The sequence below is a fragment of the Micromonospora sp. BS32 genome, assembly GCF_059089345.1.
In genome coordinates this window covers 334,417-354,975 of sequence record NZ_JBSSHR010000002.1, presented here as the reverse complement: position 1 = coordinate 354,975, position 20,559 = coordinate 334,417, and the positions used below count along the sequence as shown (strand labels likewise).

Annotated in this window: 20 protein-coding genes and 1 tRNA gene; 12 read left to right on the top strand and 9 right to left on the bottom strand. The window is 72.2% G+C overall.

The window, feature by feature from the left end; translation table 11 throughout:
* Positions 1 to 175: 175 nt before the first annotated feature.
* Both AC5RWQ_RS04420 and AC5RWQ_RS04415 read right to left on the bottom strand, forming a co-directional pair.
* Positions 176 to 1,789: a hypothetical protein gene (locus AC5RWQ_RS04420; RefSeq protein WP_494281446.1), complete on the bottom strand. Its 1,614-nt coding sequence runs from the start codon at positions 1,787 to 1,789 to the stop codon at positions 176 to 178.
* Positions 1,790 to 2,453: 664 nt separating this feature from the next.
* Positions 2,454 to 2,957 (bottom strand): MarR family winged helix-turn-helix transcriptional regulator, encoded by a 504-nt coding sequence (locus AC5RWQ_RS04415; protein ID WP_494281445.1) that lies wholly within the window; start codon positions 2,955 to 2,957, stop codon positions 2,454 to 2,456.
* A gap of 102 nt (positions 2,958 to 3,059) precedes the next feature.
* Here AC5RWQ_RS04415 and AC5RWQ_RS04410 point away from each other — a divergent pair, with 102 nt between their 5' ends.
* Entirely contained in the window at positions 3,060 to 3,641 is a 582-nt protein-coding gene (locus AC5RWQ_RS04410) for a YceI family protein (protein WP_334491826.1), read from the top strand.
* Between the two features lie 244 nt (positions 3,642 to 3,885).
* On the top strand, positions 3,886 to 5,364 hold the full coding sequence (locus AC5RWQ_RS04405) for a glutamate-cysteine ligase family protein (RefSeq protein ID WP_494281444.1): 1,479 nt from the start codon (positions 3,886 to 3,888) through the stop codon (positions 5,362 to 5,364).
* A gap of 100 nt (positions 5,365 to 5,464) precedes the next feature.
* Here AC5RWQ_RS04405 and AC5RWQ_RS04400 read toward each other — a convergent pair whose 3' ends face one another.
* Positions 5,465 to 6,826: a hypothetical protein gene (locus AC5RWQ_RS04400; RefSeq protein WP_494281443.1), complete on the bottom strand. Its 1,362-nt coding sequence runs from the start codon at positions 6,824 to 6,826 to the stop codon at positions 5,465 to 5,467.
* A 145-nt stretch (positions 6,827 to 6,971) separates the two neighbouring features.
* Between AC5RWQ_RS04400 and AC5RWQ_RS04395 the strand changes: the two genes are divergently transcribed.
* Positions 6,972 to 7,652 carry a PASTA domain-containing protein gene (locus AC5RWQ_RS04395; protein ID WP_494281442.1) on the top strand — a complete coding sequence of 227 codons (681 nt, stop codon included), beginning with the start codon at positions 6,972 to 6,974 and terminating at the stop codon, positions 7,650 to 7,652.
* Positions 7,653 to 7,753: 101 nt separating this feature from the next.
* Complete coding sequence (locus AC5RWQ_RS04390) at positions 7,754 to 8,650, top strand: PASTA domain-containing protein (RefSeq protein ID WP_494281441.1); 897 nt, start codon at positions 7,754 to 7,756, stop codon at positions 8,648 to 8,650.
* A 10-nt stretch (positions 8,651 to 8,660) separates the two neighbouring features.
* Here the strand turns inward: AC5RWQ_RS04390 and AC5RWQ_RS04385 are convergent, their stop codons facing one another.
* Entirely contained in the window at positions 8,661 to 9,158 is a 498-nt protein-coding gene (locus AC5RWQ_RS04385; RefSeq protein WP_494281440.1) for a hypothetical protein, read from the bottom strand.
* A gap of 97 nt (positions 9,159 to 9,255) precedes the next feature.
* Positions 9,256 to 9,540 carry a hypothetical protein gene (locus AC5RWQ_RS04380; protein WP_494281439.1) on the bottom strand — a complete coding sequence of 95 codons (285 nt, stop codon included), beginning with the start codon at positions 9,538 to 9,540 and terminating at the stop codon, positions 9,256 to 9,258.
* A 632-nt stretch (positions 9,541 to 10,172) separates the two neighbouring features.
* Here AC5RWQ_RS04380 and AC5RWQ_RS04375 point away from each other — a divergent pair.
* The 3 genes from AC5RWQ_RS04375 (at position 10,173) to AC5RWQ_RS04365 (ending at position 11,819) form a co-directional block, all read left to right on the top strand.
* Positions 10,173 to 11,054: a helix-turn-helix domain-containing protein gene (locus AC5RWQ_RS04375; protein ID WP_494281438.1), complete on the top strand. Its 882-nt coding sequence runs from the start codon at positions 10,173 to 10,175 to the stop codon at positions 11,052 to 11,054.
* On the top strand, positions 11,024 to 11,245 hold the full coding sequence (locus AC5RWQ_RS04370) for a DUF397 domain-containing protein (protein ID WP_494281437.1): 222 nt from the start codon (positions 11,024 to 11,026) through the stop codon (positions 11,243 to 11,245). Before AC5RWQ_RS04375 ends, AC5RWQ_RS04370 begins: the two co-directional genes overlap by 31 nt.
* Before the next feature lie 163 nt (positions 11,246 to 11,408).
* Positions 11,409 to 11,819 carry a hypothetical protein gene (locus AC5RWQ_RS04365; protein WP_494281436.1) on the top strand — a complete coding sequence of 137 codons (411 nt, stop codon included), beginning with the start codon at positions 11,409 to 11,411 and terminating at the stop codon, positions 11,817 to 11,819.
* Here AC5RWQ_RS04365 and AC5RWQ_RS04360 read toward each other — a convergent pair.
* From AC5RWQ_RS04360 to AC5RWQ_RS04345, 4 genes are all read right to left on the bottom strand, one after another.
* A complete protein-coding gene (locus AC5RWQ_RS04360; RefSeq protein ID WP_494281435.1) occupies positions 11,784 to 12,404 on the bottom strand; it encodes a hypothetical protein in 621 nt (206 codons plus the stop codon). The two genes, AC5RWQ_RS04365 and AC5RWQ_RS04360, sit on opposite strands and share 36 nt — an antisense overlap.
* A 119-nt stretch (positions 12,405 to 12,523) precedes the next feature.
* On the bottom strand, positions 12,524 to 13,330 hold the full coding sequence (locus tag AC5RWQ_RS04355) for a WecB/TagA/CpsF family glycosyltransferase (RefSeq protein WP_494281625.1): 807 nt from the start codon (positions 13,328 to 13,330) through the stop codon (positions 12,524 to 12,526).
* The gene (locus tag AC5RWQ_RS04350) at positions 13,327 to 14,400 is read right to left on the bottom strand and encodes an NAD-dependent epimerase/dehydratase family protein (protein WP_494281434.1); all 1,074 of its coding nucleotides are present in this window, start codon (positions 14,398 to 14,400) and stop codon (positions 13,327 to 13,329) included. The genes AC5RWQ_RS04355 and AC5RWQ_RS04350 overlap by 4 nt, the downstream gene beginning before the upstream one ends.
* A gap of 108 nt (positions 14,401 to 14,508) precedes the next feature.
* Positions 14,509 to 14,594 (bottom strand) — tRNA-Leu (locus tag AC5RWQ_RS04345).
* Positions 14,595 to 14,813: 219 nt separating this feature from the next.
* On the opposite strand from AC5RWQ_RS04345, the gene AC5RWQ_RS04340 reads away from it, so the two are divergent.
* Genes AC5RWQ_RS04340 through AC5RWQ_RS04320 form a run of 5 tightly spaced genes read left to right on the top strand, consistent with a single transcriptional unit; the run spans position 14,814 to position 20,559 of the window.
* A complete protein-coding gene (locus AC5RWQ_RS04340) occupies positions 14,814 to 15,608 on the top strand; it encodes an FHA domain-containing protein (RefSeq protein WP_334494092.1) in 795 nt (264 codons plus the stop codon).
* A 6-nt stretch (positions 15,609 to 15,614) separates the two neighbouring features.
* Complete coding sequence (locus AC5RWQ_RS04335) at positions 15,615 to 16,100, top strand: FHA domain-containing protein FhaB/FipA (RefSeq protein ID WP_494281433.1); 486 nt, start codon at positions 15,615 to 15,617, stop codon at positions 16,098 to 16,100.
* Positions 16,097 to 17,539: a PP2C family protein-serine/threonine phosphatase gene (locus AC5RWQ_RS04330; RefSeq protein ID WP_494281432.1), complete on the top strand. Its 1,443-nt coding sequence runs from the start codon at positions 16,097 to 16,099 to the stop codon at positions 17,537 to 17,539. Before AC5RWQ_RS04335 ends, AC5RWQ_RS04330 begins: the two co-directional genes overlap by 4 nt.
* 30 nt (positions 17,540 to 17,569) lie before the next feature.
* Positions 17,570 to 19,057, top strand: a complete 1,488-nt coding sequence (locus tag AC5RWQ_RS04325; RefSeq protein WP_494281431.1) for an FtsW/RodA/SpoVE family cell cycle protein — start codon at positions 17,570 to 17,572, stop codon at positions 19,055 to 19,057.
* Entirely contained in the window at positions 19,054 to 20,559 is a 1,506-nt protein-coding gene (locus AC5RWQ_RS04320; protein ID WP_494281430.1) for a peptidoglycan D,D-transpeptidase FtsI family protein, read from the top strand. The genes AC5RWQ_RS04325 and AC5RWQ_RS04320 overlap by 4 nt, the downstream gene beginning before the upstream one ends.

The window sequence follows — 20,559 nt, the reverse complement described above, 5'->3', positions numbered from 1 at the left end:
GCCATGGTCGCGGGTGAGGGCCCGGAGAGCAGTGACGCAGGCGGCCAACCGCCGGGTGGTCCGTCCCCTGGCTCTCCACGATCCACTCCGCGGCGACGGTGCCCACCCGGTACGTGCCCGGACCCGGTACGTGACCGGACGGGCGGGCACCGTCGTCGCTTTCGAGGCGTGCCGCTCAGGCGCCCTGGCCCCGGATGGTGACGGCGTGGCTGGTGTAGGCGTATGCGTAGGTGGCGTCGCCGTCGAAGCGGATGTGGTACGTGTACTGGCCGCCCACCGGGGGCGTGTCCGTGATGGTGAACGAGCCGTCAGCGGCGAGCGGCACCGGCGGCAGGTCAGCCCCGACGGAACCATTCTTGTTGGTGTAGACGCGGTAAACCACGATCGACCCGGAGGCCGGGGTGGGCACGTTGCCGGCGGTACTCATCCGACCAGTGAGCGTGAGGGACTTGTTGGCGTTACCTGTCGTCGGGCCGGTCACGACCAGCGAGGTGGGGTGCTGGGTCACGTCGACCTTGGTCGTGGTCTTCGACCAGCGGACGGTGGAGCTGCCGTCCCAGATGGCGGTGTAGCTGACGCTGCCGCCGACCGGCGGGGTGTCGGTGACGGTGAAGGTGCCGTCCTCGGCGGTGGCCACCCCGGGCAGGGTGGCGGTGGTGCCGTCGGGCAGCGTGCGGCTGATCTCGATCGGCTGTGCCCCCGGCGCGGAGCCGTCGGGGAAGGCGAGCCGGCCGGTCATGGTGAACGGGTCCAGCGCGGTCGCCGGGGTGGTGGCCGACAAGTTCAGCGTGGACGCCGGCAGGAAGGCGCCCTCCAGCCGCCACAGGTAGTACCGGTTGTACGGCCAGTCGTTGAGCAAGGCGTAGACGTCGTCGCCCAGCACGGAAAGGCTGCCGGTGACCAGGTCGCCCTTGTAGGTCATCTGGGCCTGGAGGGTCTTCGCCCCCGTCCCGGCGTCGTACACGCTGGCGTAGGGGCCGTAATTCGAGCCGTAGAAGGCGGTGGCGACGTGTGCGCCGTCCGGGCTGAGCGCGATCGCGCCCGGCGCGCCCGGGTAGTCGGCCCCCGAGCCGTAGCTGCGGACCTTGGTCAGGGTCCTGGTATCCCAGACGTCGAAGCCGGAGGTGGCGAAGACCGAGATGGCCTGGGTGCCGTCGGGCGTGATGGTGAGATCGGTCAGGTTGGACAGGTCGTTGTCGGCGCCGTCGATGACGCCTCGCAGCGTCGCCGGGGTGGTGCTGACGTCGTACACCCGGGGGCTGGCGGGGTTGATCCCCGCCTCGGCGGTGAAGACCGTGTTCCCGGCGCCGGCGACTAGGGGCGCGCCGTACATCCGGGTGGCGACCTGGACGGGCGTGGGCGCCGCCATGGACAGGTCGAGGCCGAGGACGCCGCCGACAAAGTCGTTCTTGATGCCGTAGCCCACCCAGAGCTGGTCGCCGTCGAGAGACAGGTTTGCCGGTGACGGGTACCCGGCCAGGTTGATCCGTCGGACGACGGCGAGGGTGGGCCCATCGATCTCGGCGATCTCGTTCGAGCCGGACAGCGCCGCGTAGACCCGGCTGCCGTCGGGCGTGACGGCCAGGCCGGTCGGGCTGGCCAGGCCGGTGATGCTACCGGTGAGCGTGCCGTGGGCGTCGGCGACCACGATGCGGTCGTTCGCGGAGACGAAGACCCGGCCGCCGGCCGCGGCCGTGTCGACGACGCCGGTGACGCCTTGGATCAGGGTGGCGGTGTCCCTGGCGGCGGCGGGTGCGGCGGCGGTGACGAGGCCGACTGCTGCGGCCATCGTCGATGCCAGGACTGAGCCGATCACTGTGCGGAATCGCACGTGCGGTCCCCTTTCGGTGGTAACCCCGTGGTGCCGCGGCGGCCGGCGGAGCCGGTGCCGGGCTGCGACAAGATCGTCGCGTCATGGGATTAGGCGGGCTTCAAGCCAGCACCGTTACACAGTGGATCAAAATATCCGTCAGTGAGTTACACTCGCTGCCGATCGCCACACGCCGAGACCATCCGGATCGAGGTGGGCTGCCCGTGGCCGGTGTCCTGCCAGCTGCTGCTTCGGCGGCGTCCGGTGGTGCGCCTGGTGGTAGTCAAGGCTGTCCACCACGAACCGCAGGGTACGCAGGCACCTCTCCTGGCGGCGCGCCTTGTGCGGTGCTCCGGCCGAACCTCCTGGTCGCCGACGGCGCGCCCCCATCTTGATCGGCAGCCCGCCAATTGAAGTCTTCAGCGAGGGCCGACACCGCGGGGTGGCGCGGGGTGGCGCGAGCGAAGAAGCCCCCTGGTCAACCCCTCGCTCAATCGCTCGCGCCGGCACCCCCCGGTGCTCCCCCGCGGGAGGAAGGCTAACCAACCTTGCCGCCCGCTTTGTTGGCATTGGCGGGATTGTCCGGATCGGCGGCCGCAGTTCTGCCGGTTGTTCTGCCGGTGCGTCAGGCGGGGCTGGTGCGTCAGGCGGGGCTGGCGTGTACGGCGGGCGCCGGGTCGGTGCTGCCGGCCGTCGCCCCGGGGTGCACGGCGTCGCGGACCCGGCGCAGGCCGTCCAGCATGGCGTCGAGGGCCGCGGGTTCGAGCTGCCCGGTGAACCACTGCTCGATGATCCGCAGGTGACCGGGGAGCGTCTCGTCCAGCCGCTTCAGGCCGGACGCGGTCACCACCGCGTACGAGCTGCGCCGGTCGGAGGGGCAGGCCCGGCGGCACAGCAGCCCGTCGCGTTCCATCCGGTCGACCACCCGGGTCACCCCGCTGGTGGAGAGCGAGGTCTGCGCGGCCAGATCGGTCATCCGCAGCTGGTTGCCGGGGGAGCGGGCGAGTCGCATGAGCACCTCGAACTCGACCGCGGAGAGGCCGTGCTGTTCGTACTGGGCGGCGAACCGGGCGGTCAGCCCGGCGTGCGCCTCCACGAGCAGGCCGACGGCGGTGATCCGGGGGTCGTCGAACACGTTCTGATCCACCTGGTCATCCTATCAGTGGTTGACACGGGGAATATTGCTACGGCTATAGTTGCTCAGACAGACGTTGGGCTACTAAACAATCTCCCCCTGGAGGGCAGTTCCATGACCAGCAGCACCGAGTCGGTTACCCGCGACTGGGAAGGCCTTACCATCCCGACCGCCGGCACCTACCTGCTGGACGCGGCGCACAAGCGGGTCGGCTTCGTCGCCCGCCACATGATGGTCAGCAAGGTGCGGGGTGAGTTCGCCGAGACCTCCGCCACCATCACCATCGCGGACGACCCGCTGCAGTCCTCGGTCTCCGCCTCCATCCAGGCGGCCAGCATCAACACCGCGCAGGCTGACCGCGACGCGCACCTGCGCAGCCCGGAGTTCCTCGACGCCGAGACCTTCCCGACGCTGGAGTACCGCAGCACCGGCGTGAAGTCCCGCAAGGGCAACGAGTTCGTCCTCTCCGGTGAGCTGACCATCAAGGGCGTCACCCGCCCGGTCGACCTGGAGGTCGAGTTCGAGGGCGTCGGTCGCACCCCGTTCGGCCAGGACGTGTTCGGCTTCACCGCCACCACCGAGATCGACCGGGAGGACTTCGGTCTGACCTGGAACGTCGCGCTGGAGACCGGCGGCGTGCTGGTCGGCAAGAAGATCAAGATCGAGATCGAGGGTGAGGCCGTCCGCCAGGCCTGATCCGTCGACCGCCACCGCGCCGAGGCCCCTGCTCCCCTGAGCAGGGGCCTCGGCGGCTTTCGGTGCGAATCCTCACGGCTTGTCCGCCGGCAGACCCGGGTGCGGCCGGCCGTCGCTGGGTACAGATGGCCGGAGCGCCCACCGACCCGGCTCTGGCCCTGGCGAGGTGGGCGCTCTTACCGTGGTGGTTCACAACGCGCGGCGGGACGGCACGGTCCCGCGGCGCCTCGCGCCGGGAGGACACATGGGTAGGGACGTCGAGCAGGGCGCCTTCTCCCGAGAGGACCGGGTCCGCTACCGGCAGAAGGTCCGGCGCTGCCTGGACGTCTTCGCGCTGATGCTGGACGACTTCGGCTTCGACGCCGACCGGCCGATGACCGGGCTGGAGATCGAACTCAACCTGATGGACCCGGCCGCCGAGCCGGCGATGCGCAACGAGGAGATCCTGGCCGACATCGCCGACCCGCTCTTCCAGACCGAGCTGGGCCAGTTCAACCTCGAACTGAACGCCGAACCCCGGCTCCTCGAGGGGTCCGGCCTCGCCGACTACGAGCGTGACCTGCGCAGCAGTCTGACCCGGGCCGACGAGCGGGCGGCGAAGTCCGACGCCCGGATCGTCCTGGTCGGCATCCTGCCCACGCTCACCGAGCGGCACCTGGTGGCCGACAACCTCTCCACCAACGAGCGCTACCGGGTGCTCAACGACCAGATCGTCGGCGCCCGGGGCGAGGACATCGAACTGGACATCCGGGGCGTCGAGCGGCTCCGGACGCACACCGACTCGATCGCGCCCGAGGCGGCCTGCACCAGCCTCCAGTTCCACCTCCAGGTCGCGCCGGACAGCTTCGCCGACTACTGGAACGCCTCCCAGGCCATCGCCGGGGTTCAGGTCGCGGTCGGCGCCAACTCCCCCTTCCTGTACGGCCGGCAGCTCTGGGCCGAGACCCGGATCGCCCTGTTCGAGCAGGCCACCGACACCCGGCCCGACGAGCTCAAGGCCCAGGGGGTACGCCCCCGGGTGTGGTTCGGGGAACGCTGGATCACCTCGATCTTCGACCTGTTCGAGGAGAACGTCCGCTACTTCCCGCCGCTGCTGCCGATCTGCGACGACGAGGACCCGGTCGAGGTGCTGCACGCCGGCGGGGTGCCGGAGCTGAGCGAGCTGCGGCTGCACAACGGGACGGTCTACCGCTGGAACCGGCCGGTCTACGACATCATGAACGGGCGTCCGCACCTGCGGGTGGAGAACCGGGTGCTGCCGGCCGGGCCCACCGTGGTCGACATGCTGGCCAACGCCGCCTTCTACTTCGGGCTGGCCCGGGGGCTGGCCGAGTCGGATCGGCCGATCTGGAGCCAGCTCACCTTCAGCTCGGCCGAGGAGAACTTCCACGCCGCCGCCCGCCGGGGCATCGACGCCGTGCTGCACTGGCCCCGGCTCGGTGACGTGCCGGTGACCAAGCTCGTCCTCGACACGCTGCTGCCGAAGGCCGCCGCCGGGCTGGACCGGTTCGGCGTGGCCCCGGCCGAGCGGGATCGGCTGCTCGGCATCATCGAGCAGCGCTGCCGTACCGGCCGCAACGGCGCGGTCTGGCAGACCGAGGCGGTCTGGGCCGCCGAACGGCACCGCGGCATGGACCGGGCGGCCGCCCTGCACCACATGGCCAACCGCTACGCCGAGCTCTCCCGCAGCAACGAGCCCGTCCACAGCTGGCCGGTCGACTGACCACCGGCCTCCCCACCTGCGGGTGGGGAGGCGGGAGCGCGTGGCGCGTCGGCGGGGATCTGACCGGGTGAGGGCAGCGCGGGGATCGGTCCGGGAGGGGTCAGCGGGGCCGTCTGCCGGGGCGGGGGGCCGGGGGCGGAGCGGTTGGCTCGCCGGTGGCCAGGCCGTCCGTCGGTGTCCCGGATGCCGCTGGAGGGCTGGTCGTCGCGTCGAGCGCAGGGTCCCCGGTGGTGGAGATCGTCGGGGTGGACGAGGCAGACCGGGTGCGCCGGGCCGGGCGGGCGCGTCCGGTCGCTCCCGTCGCCGTACCGGCCGTACCCTGCCCGCCGGACGCTTCGGCTCCGGCGGGCGGCGGTTCGGCGAGGGTGGCCGGCGCAGCGTCGGCGGGCGTGACCGCGGATGCCCGGCCCGGCGCGGTCGTCCGGTCGTCGACCGTGTCCCTGCGGCTCGCGGCGTTGCGCCGCCCTGTGGTCTCCTCGGCACCGGTGGCCGGCAGCGCTTCGGCGGTGGCCGGTCGGTCGTCGTGCTCGCCGGTCCGGGGGCGGGGCACCGCCGCCACCGCGGCCGGGCCGGCGTCGCGCAGCTCGGCCCGCTGGGCGAGCGCGGCCACCAGGATCGAGCCAGCCGCGCCGACGATCACCGCGTACGGGGCGACGAGGTGAGCGGAGACCTGCTCCGGAGCGATGGTGGCGAGCCGGGGTACCGCCAGGAAGTAGGCGATCGCGACCAGCAGCGGCCCGGCCGCACCGGACACCGCCGCGCCCAGCCGCAGTCGGGACGATCGGGCGGTACGCCGAGCGGCGAGCGCGCCGATCACCAGCGCCGAACCCACCGCGAGCAGCGCCCCGGGCCAGTAGAGGTAGTCGCGCAGCCAGAAGCCAGCCCGGTCGTGGCTGATCTGCCAGCTGCCGAGCTGGGCGGCGGTCAGCCCGCGACCGGCGAGCACCCCGTCCACCACCGAGACCACGGCGAGCAGCCAGAGCCAGCCGACCGTGGCGATGACGTTGTTCGCGGCCGCCCGCGAACGCAGCGCCCAGACGGCGGTCAGCAGGCCGACCAGGACGCCGATGCCGGCGTACCCGGCGGCGAGGCTCTGTGGGGAGAAGGTGTCCGGAACGGTGGCCGTCCGGGCCGGCACGGCGACCAGCAGCACGGTGATGAGCGCGCCGACCGCACCGGCCACGGCGAGCGTCGCCCGGTGCAGGCCACCGCCGGTTTCGTCGGTCGCGCCGCCGCGCTCGAGCAGCCGTTGGGCGCAGACCGCGCCGACGACGGTGGAGACGGCCGCGATCCAGGTCGCCCAGGCGAGGCTGGCGAACCAGGTCGCCTCGGTGGTGCCGGCGCCCGCCGGCGCCCAGTTGATGATGCCCAGGCCGTAGCCGAAGCCCAGTTGTGCCGCGCCCATGCCGGCAGCGACGCCGATCGCGGTGGCGATCGATCCTCCCCAGCCCCGTGCAGCCATGCCGGGGAGCGTAGCGTCCCCTGGTCGGTGCGGCGAGCCGTGCGACGGAGGCACCACGGGCGGTGACCGGCGGGCGGCGGCCGGTGCGCGGCGGGGGCGGTGGTCGGCGACCGGTACCGTCGCCGGTGACGAGGCGGGGAGTGCGATGACCGACGGGTACACCGGGCAGGACGGGGATGGGCGGCCGGGTCGAAGGACCCTGCTGCTCGGCGGCGGGCTGGCGGTCGTCCTGTTGGCCGCCGTCGGCGCCTCCGCCGGCTGGGTGCTGGCCGGGCATGATGGCCGGCCGACCGCCGGGCCGATCGCCACGTCGACGGCCCCGCCGACGGAGGTGAGCAGCCCCGCCGAGGACACCCCCACCGAGCGACCGACCGCCGGCTGGACGACCACCCCGCCCGCGCCCCGGACGGAGGCCGGCGGCCTGACCGTGCCGGCCCTGGTGGGCACGGACTTCGACGAGGCCCGCGACGAACTGCACGATCGCAAGCTCGGCTGGCAGCTCGTCTTCGGCACCGGTACGGGCCGGGAGGTGGCGCGGACGGAACCCGTCGCCGGCACCCCGGTGAAGAAGGGGACCACGGTGCGGGTGTACGTCGCCGGGCCGGCCCCCGAGGTGGCCGTGCCCGACCTGGTCGGGGACGCCTGCGAGGAGGCCGCCGACGAGCTCGGCGAGAAGGGCCTCTACCCGCGCTACCGGACCGGACGGCGCGGCACGGTCACCGCCCAGGAGCCGGCGCCTGACACGACGGCGCACTGGAACGACCGGGTGGCGATCTCCTGCGGGACCGCGGAACCCACCCCCACCGACGCCTTCCTGACGCGGTGACGGGCGGTTCGCCGCGCTGATCCCGGCGGCCGGTGCACCCGGGCGATACCTTGGACGATCGAGGGTCGTGACGGCCGCGCCCCGTGCGGAGAGGACGTGCGATGAGCGACGACCGCCAGGAGCCGCCGGCCGACGCGACCCGTCCGCTGCCCCGCGGTGGTGACCAGCCGGTCGACGACGCCACCCGCCCGCTCCCGCGCGACGCCGCCCAGCCCGGCGACGACGCGACCCGGCCGCCGCCGCCGCACCCCGGCGGCGAGGCCGTCGGTCCTCCGCCGCTGGATGCGACAGCCCGGCACGAGCCCGTGGACGCGACAGCCCGGCACGAGCCCGTGGACGCGACCGCCCGGCACGAGCCCGTGGACGCGACCCGGCCGCTGCCGCCGGGCGAAGCGGCCCGGCAGGCGCCGGCCGCACCGCCGGTCTGGTCCGGACGGGCCGGGGTGCCGCCACCCCGGCCAGCCGACTACCGCGAACCGGCCGAGTGGTACCCCGACGACCAGCGCGGCCGCCGCTGGTGGGCGCCGATCCTGCTGGGCATCCTCGCCCTGCTCCTGCTCGGCGTGCTCGGCGCGGGCATCTGGCTGGCGCTGCGGGCGTCCGACGACGCCGGGCCGGAGGAGTCACCGTCGCCGCTGCCCACCAGCGCCCCGGTGACCACCGCCGCGCCGACCACCACCGCGCCGACCACCGAGCCGCCGAGCACACCACCGACCACCACCGTGGCGGCCCGGATCCCGATGCCGCCCCTGACCGGGCTGTCGAGGGCGACGGCGCAGCGGGTGCTGGACCGGCTGGGGGTGGCGTACCGGGTGGAGGCCCGGACGTCGGACCAGCCGGCGGGGACGGTGATCGAGACCGACCCGGCGGCCGGCGAACCGGTCGGCCCCGACGAGGAGGTGACCCTGGTGGTCGCCGAGGCGGCGGAGTCGCCGTCGGTGTCGCCGACCTCGAGCGCCACGGCCACGCCGACGGCCGAGCCGACCGCCACCCGCTGACCGCGCCCGGTCACCACCTTCGGCGTCTGGTGCCGACCAGTCCCAGGCCGGCCAGCGAGATGGCGAGGCCGAGCAGGCCGGAATAGAAGAGCGACTGGCTCAGGTCCTGCTGGTGCGCGGAGGAATGGGAGCGCTCGGCCCCGGTCGTCGTGCCGCCGCCACGGTGGTCGCCCGGTTCCTGGCCGGCCGCGCCAGCTTCCTCCCGGTCCGTGCCGGTGGCGGGGTCGTCGCCGGCCCCGGCGCCGTGCCGGAGGGCGCCCCGGTCCGGCGTGTCCCAGTCGGCGATCCCACCGCCGTCGACCGGATCGTCGGGCGGTGCGGTGCCCTCACCGGCCACGGTGATCTCGGGTGCCGGGACCGGCTCGGCGAGCCGAGTCGCCGATTCGGCCGGGTACCGCACCACCACCACGAGCGTGGTGGCGGCGCCGACCAGCGCCAACAGCCCGAAGGCGTAACCGATACGGGACCTGTGGTGCCGCCGCGCGGCGGGCATATTGACCATGGCCATCCCAGGTTCAGGGTCCGGGACGCGCGGGGTGACTTCTGCCGGGGTGGGCGTACCGATTCTATGGCGATGGCACGCCCGCCGACCGGCGATTGCGGGCTCAGCCCACCGGGATCGGGCTCCGGTTGATCGGCCGCCGGGCCCGTACGGTGTGCTGGCGCTGCGTCGGGGCGGCCTGCAGCTGCCGGAGTCCGGCCTGCTGTACGAAGATCGACCGCCGGTTGACGGCGTCCCCCGCCGCGTTCAACTCGTAGCCGTCGAGCCAGAGCCAGCCGTCGTAGGTCGGCCAGTCGAGCACCCGGATCACCCGGAAGGTGATCGGTTTGAGGAACTGGACACTCGCCGCGCGAGTCACGTGCAGAACGTCACCGGAGCGGGGAAGCACATGGGCTCCTGGGGAGGGAGTGGCCGGCGTACCGGCCGGGCTGATCGTGGGGAGGGCTTTGCTGGTGCTCCGGCGCCGGGCTCGTGCCTCGTCAACCGGTGGATCGGTGGCGGTGGTCGGGCCGTACCCGCTGGTGGCGGACCGCCACCCGACCATCACCGGTTGCTCCCGGGTACCGCTCCCGCCGCCGCAGCCGTCGGGCGTGCAGCGGCGGGGTCATCAACCCGGGGCAGGTCTTGTCGTCGCGTATCGGCGGGGGTGTCTCGCAGACCGTCCGATCCGGGTGGGATCGCCACGCCGGGGAAGCGTTCGGAGACGGTGTGTGACCCGAGCCATACGGACAGAGTGCATGAGCGTCGTGCTTCATGCAAGTTGCACGTCGACTTTTGCCGATACATGAGCGCGACACGAGATCGAAGGCGCTTGAAGCCGCCACCCCCGGGGCGGCACACTGGACGCCGGTTTCGCCCGACGCGGCCGGTCGACGACCGGCACCACCCCAGCCGCGAACGATCGCCCGCCGTTCGTCGGTCGCGCCCTCGGCGGGTGTCGCCGCAGGCGCGAGCGACCGGAGGTAACCGGGTGAGCGCGAGGAACCGGCATCCGCTGCCAGCGGCGCCCGGGGTGGCACCGTGAGCGAGCGGCGCAGTCCCACGATCCGTCGGCGACGGCTGGGCGCGGAGCTCCGCCGCCAGCGGGAGGCGGCGGGCATCACCATCGAGGTGGTCGCCGAGCAGCTGGAGTGCTCCGCCTCCAAGATCTCCCGGATCGAGACCGGCCACACCTCGGCCACCCCGCGGGACGTCCGGGACATGCTCCGGATCTACGGCGTGGTCGGCGTCGAGAGCGACGAGTTGGTGCAGATCGCCCGGGAGGCCCGGCAGAAGGGGTGGTGGCATCCGTACAGCACCGTGCTCGTCGGGGCGTACGTCGGGCTGGAGGCGGCGGCCAGCTCCATCCGGGCGTACGAGCAGCAGGTGGTCCCGGGCCTGCTGGAGACCGAGGAGTACGCCGGGGCCATGATCCGGGCGGCCCGCCCGGACTTCACCGTCGAGCAGGTGCAACAGCGGGTGCGTGTCCGTCTGGGCCGTCAGTCGTTGTTGATCCAGGATGATCCGGTCGATCTGTGGGTGGTGCTCGATGAGGCGGTGCTGAGCCGGCCGGTGGGCGGCGACGCGGTGATGCGTGGCCAGCTCAAGCGGCTGGTGGAGGTGGCGGAGCTGCCGAACGTGACGCTCCAGGTCCTACCTTTCGAGGTGGGAGCGCACGCCGGCATGGACGGTACCTTCACCATCCTCAGCTTCCCCGAAGCGAGTGATCCCGATGTCGTGTACGCGGAGAACGCCACGGGTGGGCTCTTCCTTGAGAAGAGCGACGAACTGCAGCGGTATAGCTTCATCTTCGATCACATTCGAGCGGCGGCCATCCGCCCGGAGGAGTCCATCGCTCACATCGCAAAACTGGCAGAGGAGCCGTTGTGGAAATGGCGACCAAGAGGTTCACCGTGGACCTGACGCGCGCGACGTGGTTCAAGAGCTCGAAGAGCGGGCCGAACTGTGACAACTGCGTCGAGGTGGCGTACGTGACCGGGGCGGTCGGGGTTCGGGACTCGAAGGACAAGACAGGCCCCGCCCTGGTCTTCGCCCCGGGGGGCTGGCAGGCCTTCGTCGCCAGCGCCCGGAACGGCGCCTTCGACCAGCACTGAATCGCACACTGACCAACCCGGCGTGGCGTTGACCGCGGGCCGGTCGGGGACGCTCCCGGCCGGCCCGTCGCCACATCCGCCCCGTCTCGTTGAACCCGTCGATACGGCGTTGCAGGACAACTCCACCGCACGGATCGACGACCGAACGAGGCAGGCGAGACGGATGACGACGATCGGTTCAGACAACCTCCCCAACGGCCCGGGCAAGAGCGAGCGGTTCGGGGGCAAGTACCGTGGCGCCCGCCGGGACACCGTGTTGACGGACGTGACGTCCACCGACACCGAGATCGGTGGCCGGGACGTCGGGGCGCCCGCGCCGGAACAGGCCGGCCCGCCGCTGTCGCTGCCTTCCCTCGACCCGAACCCGCTCACCGAGCCCTCGTTCCCGCCGGCCGGCTGGCCGATGGAGCCGACCGAGTCGCTGGTCGATCACCCGCTGCTGCGCGGTCTGCTGATGGAGTTGCCGCCCAGGGGCAGCGTCCCGCCGCCGGGTTGGCTGGACCGCTGGTTCGAGGCGACCCGGGCGATCCTGGAGCTGCTATACGTGCAGGGCCCGGGGAGTAGCGGACGCTGACACCGGCGCTCCGACCGGTGCCGGGGCCTCCGGCATCGTCCGCTCAGCGAACCGGCTGTGCCGCAGCGCGTGCCGTACCCCGATCGCGAGGACGGCGAGACCGCCGACAGTGATCGCCGGCCCGGCCGTGCCCGGTCGGGCGGCGAGGTCGAGACCGGCAGCCGCCAGCAGGGGTGGCACCGTGGCCAGCGCGGTGACCTGCAACGGCAGGCCGATCAGCGGGTGTGCCGCCATGGCCCGCAGGCCGTACGGCGCGGGCGTCACCGGCGCGGCGGCGAACGCGCCCGCCCCGGCCCGCAGCCGCCGCGTGCGGCGCAGCGTGCAGGCCGCGACCGCGAGCGCCGGGCCGGCCGCCAGTGCCAGGTCGCCAGCCGCCCGGTCGACCGGCGTCGCGCCGGCGCTGGTCAGGCCGGCCGCCAGCGCGGCCCCCGTCAGGCCGAGGCCGGTCACGGTCAGGGCGAGCAGCCATCCGGTACGCCGGCGGAGTGCCCGGGCCCGGTTCAGGCGGGGCAGTCCGTCCGCCACCACGCCGGCGGCCAGCCAGACCGCGGCGATCGGCAGCAGCACAATGAGACGCTCATCCATGGGCCCAGCCTTGCCCACATCGGACGCTCGGGAATCCGGGCCGGCCCCCTGTTCGACCCCCACCTTCTCCCGTAGGGGGTCACCGCACCGTCGGTCGCCCGCCCCGACGCGATCGCCGGTCAGACGGCGAAGGTCGAGGGCCGCTCGGTCGCCGGCGCGGGCGGCCTGGCCTTCCACACGCCGGTCTTCTGGCCGGCGAGCCGGGTCAGGTAGGCCGGGTTGAGGATGACGTAGCGGCGCCAGAGCCGCTTCGGCTCCAGTCCGAGCCGCCAGAACCACTCGAGGCCGGCCCGCTGCATCCACGCGGGCGGCTGCTTGAGCAGCCCGGCGTGGTAGTCGAAGGCGGCACCGACGGCCATCAGCGGCATGTCCAGCAGCGGGCGCATCGCGTACGCGAAGACCTCCTGGCGGGGGCAGCCCAGCCCGACCAGGACGAGCCGGGCACCGCTGGCCCTGATCCGGTCGGCGATCTCGACGTCCTCGCCGGGCTGCACCTCGCGGAACTTCGACGGCTCCACCCCGGCGATCTTGAGGGCCGGGAACATCCGCTCCAGTGCCGGGATCAGCTTCGCCAGGGTCTCCTCGGTCGAGCCGTACAGGTAGACCGGGAGCTCCTCCTCGGCGAAGCGGCGCAGCACGTGCAGGGTCAGCGTCGGGCCGTAGACCCGGTCCGCCAGGCCGACGTGGTGCAGCAGGTTGAGCGCCCAGCGGACCGGCTGGCCGTCCGGGGTGACCACGTCGAAGGAGTTGAGCCGGGCATTGTGCGCCGGATCGAGCACCCCGGTCATCACGCCGTGCACGGCGAGCGCGGTCAGCGCCAGCGGGCGCCGGTCGTGGGCCGCCGCCACCACCTGCTCGGTCGCCGCGGCGTAGTCCGTGGCGTCGACCAGGACGCCGAGGACGTTCCGCTTGCCCTGCGCGGTCATGCCTGGGGTACCCACTTGTCGACGTTGGCCTCGTAGGTTTCCCGCATGATCATCGGTACGTCGTAGACCTGCTTCCAGTCCGGGTAGTCGGCCTGGAACGCCTCGTTCGAGCCGATCCACCACTTGTGGTCGCCGATCCGGTTCGCCTCGACATACTCGGAGATCATCTCCTGGCCGGTGATCTGCTCGGCCAGCGTGAACGCCTCGCGCATCGAGGTGTTGGAGTGCCGGCCGCCGCCCAGGTTGTAGACCGCCGCCGAGCGCGGGTTGCGGAAGAACGCCTCGAACGCGGACACCACGTCCGAGCTGTGGATGGCGTCCCGGACCTGCTTGCCCTGGTAGCCGAAGATCTTGTAGGTGCGGCGCTCCATGTTCGCCCGCATCACGTACGCCAGGAAGCCGTGCAGCTCGGTCGCCGAGTGCGCCGGGCCGGTCAGCGTGCCACCCCGGAAGCAGGCGGTCTTCATCCCGAAGTAGCGGCCGTACTCCTGCACCATCACGTCGGCGGCGACCTTGGAGGCGCCGAAGACCGAATGCAGGCAGGCGTCGATCGACATGTCCTCGCGGATGCCCTGCTCGTACGGGTGCCCGGCCTCGATCTCCCAGCGGGTCTCCTGCTCCACCAGCGGCAGGCTGTTGGGCCGGTCGCCGTAGACCTTGTTGGTCGAGCAGTGGATCACCGGTGCCTCGATGCAGTGCTCGCGCACGTTCTGCAGCACGTTGAGGGTGCCGCCGGCGTTCACGTCGAAGTCCGTGAAGGGATCGCGCACCGCCCAGTCGTGCGAGGGCTGCGCGGCAGTGTGGATCACCACGGCGATGTCCCTGCCGTACCGCTGGAAGAGCTTCGCCAGCGCGTCCCGGTCCCGGATGTCGATGCTGTGGTGCGAGTACGCCGACCCCAGCTCGTCGGTCAGTCGGCGGACGTTCCACGCGGTCGACGCCTCGGCGCCGAAGAACTCCTGCCGCATGTCGTTGTCGATCCCGACCACGTCCAGGCCGAGACCGGCGAAGTGCCGGACCGCCTCGGAACCGATCAGACCACCCGAGCCGGTCACCAACGCGACAGTCACACGCCACTCCTGTCAGTAGGAGGCAGGGAAACCACCGGAGCATAGCGTGACGTCCGGCACGCCCCGATACGACGCGAGGGCCCCGCAGCCGCGGAGCCCTCGTCGATCTGGTGGGGATGGGGGGAGTTGAACCCCCACGTCCTTTCGGACACACGGACCTGAACCGTGCGCGTCTGCCATTCCGCCACATCCCCGTGGCTTTGACCACGAACACTGTAGCCTGTCCCGGCCCCGCTGTCGCCAGCGGCCCTGCGGCGTGGTGTCTCGGTCGTGCCCTGACCGGTTACGCTCCGTAGAGCGTCACCGTTCGTGGCGGACGAAACATTAGCACGCCGGAACGGGCCTCTCCGAACGGGCCGGCGCGCGATGGCCGAGCGGCGCGCGAGCTGCATGCGCCCCGTCCAGATACCATCATGTCCTCGGGACCCGAGGAGGAGCCGGTGAGCGTGCTGCAACGCTTTGAGAAGCGTCTGGAAGGCCTGGTCGAAGGGGCCTTCGCCAAAGTCTTCAAAGGGGTGGTCCACCCCGTGGAGATCCTCAACGCCATGCAGCGGGAGGCCGAGGCGCACAAGGCCATCCTGGCTGGTGGCCGCACGTTGGTGCCCAACCGCTACGTGATCGATCTCTCGCCGTACGACCACAGTCGTCTGGCGCCGTACGCCGCCGCGCTGGCCCAGGAGCTGGCCCAGTCGCAGGCGGAGTTCATCGGCGAGCAGGCGTGGACGGTCTACGGCGACGTGATCGTGGAGATCGAACGCGGCGAGGGACTGGACACCGGCATGTTCCGGGTCACCGCCGAGGTCTACACCGGTGGCGAGGTCGCCCCGGTCTCGTCGCCGGGCGGCTACGACGCCGGCCCGCCGGCGTACCCGTCGTACGACCAGGGTGGCGGCTACGGCCCCCCGCCGGGACACGGCGGTGGCACCCGCAACGTCCGGCTGGTCTCCGGCGACGGCCGCACCTACCCGCTCCAGATGGGTTCGACGGTGATCGGCCGCGGCGACCAGGCCAACCTGCGCCTGCCGGACGTCGGGATCTCCCGGCGACACGCCCGGCTGGACTTCGACGGCGGGCAGGTCGTGCTGACCGACCTGGGGTCGACCAACGGCACGATGGTCAACGGCCAGCGCGTCTCGGCGGTCGCCCTCAACCCGGGCGACATGATCCAGCTCGGCACGACGACGTTGACCTTCCGCGTGGACGGCTGACCCGCGTTGCCGGAGCTCGTCATCACCGTCGCCCGGTTCGGGTTCCTCATCCTGCTGTGGATCTTCGTGTTCACGGTGGTCGGCGTGATCCGCCGTGACCTCTTCGCAGGAGCCCGGACGGGCCGGCTGGTGGCCGCGCCCCGTGCGGTCGGCGCGTCCACCGGGCAGGCGGCGAAGCCGGCCAAGGCGAAGCGGGGCAGGGCGGCCCACCAGATGGTGGTCACCGCCGGTCAGTTGGCCGGCACCCGGATCACCCTCGGTGAAGCGCAGATCACTATCGGTCGGGCCGAGGACTCCACCCTCGTCATCACCGACGACTACGCCTCCGCGCGGCACGCCCGGCTCGTGCCGCGCGACGGGCAGTGGTTCGTCGAGGATCTCGGCTCGACTAACGGCACGTACCTGGATCGCGCTAAGGTCACCGGACCAACCCCCGTCCCCCTCGGCGTGCCGATCCGGATCGGCCGCACCTCTCTCGAATTACGGCCATGACTCTGACCCTGCGCTATGCGGCCCACAGCGACCGCGGTCTGATCCGAGACGGAAACCAGGACTCCGTCTACGCCGGACCGCGGCTTCTCGCCGTCGCCGACGGCATGGGCGGCATGGCCGCCGGTGACGTCGCCAGCAACATCGTCATCGGTGCCATGGCGCCGCTCGACGAGGACGTCCCGGGGGACGCGCTCGTCGACGCTCTGCGCTCGGCCGTGGGCACCGCCAACCAGCAGCTTCGCGACACCGTGGACGCCAACCCGCAGCTGGAGGGGATGGGCACCACGCTCACCGCGACCCTCTTCTCGGGCAGCAAGCTCGGCATGGTCCACATCGGTGACTCGCGGGCCTATCTCCTGCGCAAGGGCGAGTTCGCGCAGATCACCAAGGACGACACCTACGTCCAGATGCTCGTGGACGAGGGTCGGATCAGCGCGGAGGAGGCGAGCAGCCACCCCCAGCGCTCGCTGCTCACCCGCGCCCTCGACGGCCGGGACATCGACCCGGAGTACAGCGTCCGCCAGGTGCTGCCGGGCGACCGCTACCTGATCTGCAGCGACGGCCTCTCCGGCGTGGTGAGCGCGGAGACCATCGGCGACACCCTGCGGGAGTACACCGACCCGCAGCAGTGCGTCGAGCGGCTGGTGCAGCTCGCGCTCCGCGGCGGCGGCCCGGACAACATCACCGTGATCATCGCGGACGCCACCGACCAGGACATCGTCGAGGCGAGCCCGATCGTCGGCGGCGCCGCCGCCCGCGACCGGGGGATGGCCACCTCGGCCGACGTCTCCACCCCGGCGGCCCGCGCCTCGGCGCTCTCCGCGCCGCGGAACCCCGCGCCGGAGGAGCCGGCCGCCTCCCGGGACGACGAGTCGGACCGTCCCCGGCGCCGGCCGCTGCGTACCGTGGCGATGCTGGCGGCGCTGCTGGTCATCCTGGGCGGCGGTCTCTTCGCCGGCTGGAGCTTCACCCAGCGGCAGTACTATGTCGGGGCGACCGAGGACGGGCAGCTCGCGGTCTTCCGCGGGGTCCCCGGTCAGGTCGCCGGTCTCGACCTGTCCCGCGTGCACTCCACCAGCCCGGCCAAGCTGGACGACCTCACGCTGGCCGCGCAGGAGCAGGTCAAGCAGGGTATCCAGGCCAAGAGCCGGCCCGACGCGGTACGCCGGCTCGCGGAGCTGACCAACGACGACCCGGCCAACCCGAACCTGAAGCCGATCTGCCCGCCGAGCCCTACCCCGACCCCGGTGGCCAGCACGGCGCCGGTGACGCCGACGGTCACCCCGGTCGCGCCCGGCCCGGCGGCGCCCACTCCGGTCGCCAGCGGCAGTCCGGTCGTCCCCTCGGCGACCCCCGCGCCGACCACCACGCCCGACGCCTCGGCCTCCGACGCGGTCCCGCCGGGCGGAGACCCGGCGGGCTGTCGGTCGCCCGAGTGACCGTCGGCTGAGACTCCAAGGGACCGATCCGTGACCGCAGCGGCCACACCGGCAGCCTCGCCCGCCTCGACGGGCGAGCAGCCCGGCGTACGCCTGGCGCGGTCCCGGCGTAACGCCGAGCTCTCGCTGCTGCTGCTGGCCATGGTGCTGGTGGCGGCCTACGGGGCGATCGTCGAGGCGAACCTGCTCGACACCGTCACCCCGGACTTCTGGATGCCGGCCGCCGTGCTGGGGGTGCTCTTCCTCGGCATGCACCTGGTGATCCGGTTCCTGGCGCCGTTCGCCGACCCGGCCCTGCTGCCGGCGGTGGCACTGCTCAACGGAATCGGGGTCGGCTTCCTGCGCCGGTACGACCTGGCCCGGGCGGACGCGGTCGACCGGGAGACGCTGGCGATCTTCGCCGGCACCGGGGGGCGGCAGCTGGCCTGGACGCTCGCCTCGGTGATCCTCGCCGCGGCGCTGCTCTTCGTGATGAAGGACCACCGGGCGGTCTCCCGCTACGCGTACACCCTGGGTCTGGCCGGCATCGTGCTGGTGATGATCCCGGCGGTGCTCCCGGCGCGGTACTCGGAGATCTACGGCGCGAAGCTGTGGATCCGGATCGGTGGGTTCAGCATCCAGCCGGGTGAGTTCGCCAAGCTGGCCCTGCTGGTCTTCTTCGCGTACTACCTGGTCCGCAAGCGCGAGGTGCTTTCGCTGGCCAGCCGGCGGATCCTCGGCATCGACTTCCCCCGCGGCCGGGACCTCGGCCCGGTGCTCGCGGTCTGGGCGCTGAGCCTGCTGGTGCTCGTCTTCGAGAAGGACCTCGGCACCTCGCTGCTGTACTTCGGCATGTTCGTGGTGACGCTCTACATCGCCACGGAACGGGTCAGCTGGCTGCTCATCGGTCTGCTGCTCTTCTTCGGCGGCGCCTACCTGGCGTACGTGCTGGGCGGGACGATCGGCGGTCCGTTCGCCAACTTTCACCTGCGCGCCGAGATCTGGCTGGACCCGTTCTCCGACCCGTACGAGAAGGGCTACCAGCTGGTCCAGGGCCTGTTGGCGCTGGGCAGCGGCGGGCTCTTCGGCACCGGGCCGGGCGCCGGCGAGCCGACCCTGATCCCCGAGGTGCAGAACGACTTCATCTTCGCCGGCATCGGTGAGGAGATCGGGCTCTTCGGTCTCACCGCGCTGCTGGTGACCTACCTGCTCATCGTCGAGCGGGGGTTGCGGGCCGGGCTGGCGGTGCGGGACTCGTTCGGGAAGCTGCTCGCCGGTGGCCTCGCCTTCACCCTCGGGCTCCAGGTCTTCGTGATCGTCGGCGGGATCAGCAAGCTCATCCCGCTGACCGGTCAGACCACCCCGTTCCTCTCCGCCGGTGGCTCGTCGCTGATGGCCAACTGGCTGCTCATCGCAGTGCTGCTCCGAGTCTCCGACGCCGCCCGCAAGCCGGTGGTCACCGGTGGCCCGGCGGCCCGGCCCGCCGGTGGGCCGCCGGAGCAACTGCACGGTGCACCCACGGAGGTGATCCGCCCGTGAACGCACCTCTGCGCCGCGTCGGCGTAGTCGTTCTGGTCCTGTTCGGTCTGCTCTTCGCGAACCTGAACTGGATCCAGGCCTACAAGGCCGACGAATACCGCAACAGCGACTACAACGGCCGGGTCCAGGTGGCCGAGTACGAGCGCCGGCGCGGCAACATCGAGGCCGGCGGCACCGCGGTCGCCACCAGCAAGGAGACCAGCGGCAAGCTGAAGTTTCAGCGCACGTACCCCGGCGGGGCGAAGTACGCGCACGTGCTCGGCTTCAAGCCGGTCAACGGGAGCGAGACCGGCATCGAGCGGATCGAGAACGACTTCCTCGCCGGCACCAGCGACGCGCTGATCGCCAACCGGATCAAGGACATGTTCACCGGCGACGAGACCGGTGGCGGCAACGTGCTGCTGACACTCTCCAAGCGGGCCCAGGACACCGCGTACGACCAGCTGCGCAACAACGAGAGGGGCGCCAGGCGGGGCGCGGCCATCGCCATCGACCCGCGTACCGGGGCGGTGCAGGCCATGGTCTCGATGCCCAGCTTCGACCCCAACCCGTTGGCCAGCCACGACACCACCGCCGCGGCAACGGCGTACAACGAGCTGGACAAGGACGCCGACCGGCCGCTGACGAACCGCGCGCTGGACGAGACCCTGCCGCCCGGCTCCACCTTCAAGATCGTGGTGGCCGCCGCAGCGCTGGAGAACGGGATTACCAAGACCACCCAGATCCCGGCCGGGGCCACCTACACGCCGCCGACCTCCGGCTCGCCGATCAAGAACGCCGCCGCGACGATCTGCCCGGAGCCGCAGGTCAGCCTCCAGGAGGCGGTCCGGGAGTCGTGCAACACCGGCTTCGCCCAGCTCGGCGTACGGCTCGGCGCCGACACCATCAAGGAGAAGGCCCAGCAGTTCGGCTTCGAGCAGAAGGACCTCACCGTCGGCCAGCTCGGCGAGGACGGTCTCAGCGTGGCGGCCAGCCGTACCGGCGACATGGAGGCGCCCGGCGGCGCGACCGACCCGGCCGCGCTGGCCCAGTCCTCGATCGGGCAGCGCGACGTGCGAATGACCCCACTGCAGGGCGCGATGATCGCCGCCACGGTCGCCAACGGCGGCAGCGAGATGCGGCCCTTCCTGGTCAAGCAGCTGCTGGGGCCGGACCGGACGACCGTGTATGAAACCGCCAAGCCGCGGGAGCTGCGCCAGCCGGTCACCGGCCCGGTCGCCGGCGACCTGCGGGACATGATGGTCAGCGTCGTGGAGGGCGGCACCGGCAGGAAGGCGCAGATCGACGGCTACACGGTCGGCGGCAAGACCGGCACGGCGGACGTCGGCCCTGGCATCCCGCCGCACGGCTGGTTCATCGGCTTCGTGCTCGACAAGAACGGCACCCCGATCTCTGCGGTGTGTGTGGTGCTCGAGAGGGCCGGCGACGGCGGCAGCGGTGAGGCGGCCCGGATCGGCGGTCAGATCATGCGGGCCGCGATCCGGGACTCCGGGGGCCGCTGA

What these genes read in the sequence shown, in the direction of transcription:
- AC5RWQ_RS04395 (WP_494281442.1), top strand. Translation starts at nt 6,972, where the DNA reads ATGACCGACGGGTACACCGGGCAGGACGGGGATGGGCGGCCGGGTCGA.
- AC5RWQ_RS04365 (WP_494281436.1), top strand. Translation starts at nt 11,409, where the DNA reads ATGACGACGATCGGTTCAGACAACCTCCCCAACGGCCCGGGCAAGAGC.
- AC5RWQ_RS04355 (WP_494281625.1), bottom strand. Translation starts at nt 13,330, where the DNA reads ATGACCGCGCAGGGCAAGCGGAACGTCCTCGGCGTCCTGGTCGACGCC.
- AC5RWQ_RS04405 (WP_494281444.1), top strand. Translation starts at nt 3,886, where the DNA reads ATGGGTAGGGACGTCGAGCAGGGCGCCTTCTCCCGAGAGGACCGGGTC.
- AC5RWQ_RS04360 (WP_494281435.1), bottom strand. Translation starts at nt 12,404, where the DNA reads ATGGATGAGCGTCTCATTGTGCTGCTGCCGATCGCCGCGGTCTGGCTG.
- AC5RWQ_RS04370 (WP_494281437.1), top strand. Translation starts at nt 11,024, where the DNA reads ATGGCGACCAAGAGGTTCACCGTGGACCTGACGCGCGCGACGTGGTTC.
- AC5RWQ_RS04410 (WP_334491826.1), top strand. Translation starts at nt 3,060, where the DNA reads ATGACCAGCAGCACCGAGTCGGTTACCCGCGACTGGGAAGGCCTTACC.
- AC5RWQ_RS04385 (WP_494281440.1), bottom strand. Translation starts at nt 9,158, where the DNA reads ATGGCCATGGTCAATATGCCCGCCGCGCGGCGGCACCACAGGTCCCGT.
- AC5RWQ_RS04400 (WP_494281443.1), bottom strand. Translation starts at nt 6,826, where the DNA reads ATGGCTGCACGGGGCTGGGGAGGATCGATCGCCACCGCGATCGGCGTC.
- AC5RWQ_RS04330 (WP_494281432.1), top strand. Translation starts at nt 16,097, where the DNA reads ATGACTCTGACCCTGCGCTATGCGGCCCACAGCGACCGCGGTCTGATC.
- AC5RWQ_RS04390 (WP_494281441.1), top strand. Translation starts at nt 7,754, where the DNA reads ATGAGCGACGACCGCCAGGAGCCGCCGGCCGACGCGACCCGTCCGCTG.
- AC5RWQ_RS04340 (WP_334494092.1), top strand. Translation starts at nt 14,814, where the DNA reads ATGTCCTCGGGACCCGAGGAGGAGCCGGTGAGCGTGCTGCAACGCTTT.
- AC5RWQ_RS04420 (WP_494281446.1), bottom strand. Translation starts at nt 1,789, where the DNA reads ATGGCCGCAGCAGTCGGCCTCGTCACCGCCGCCGCACCCGCCGCCGCC.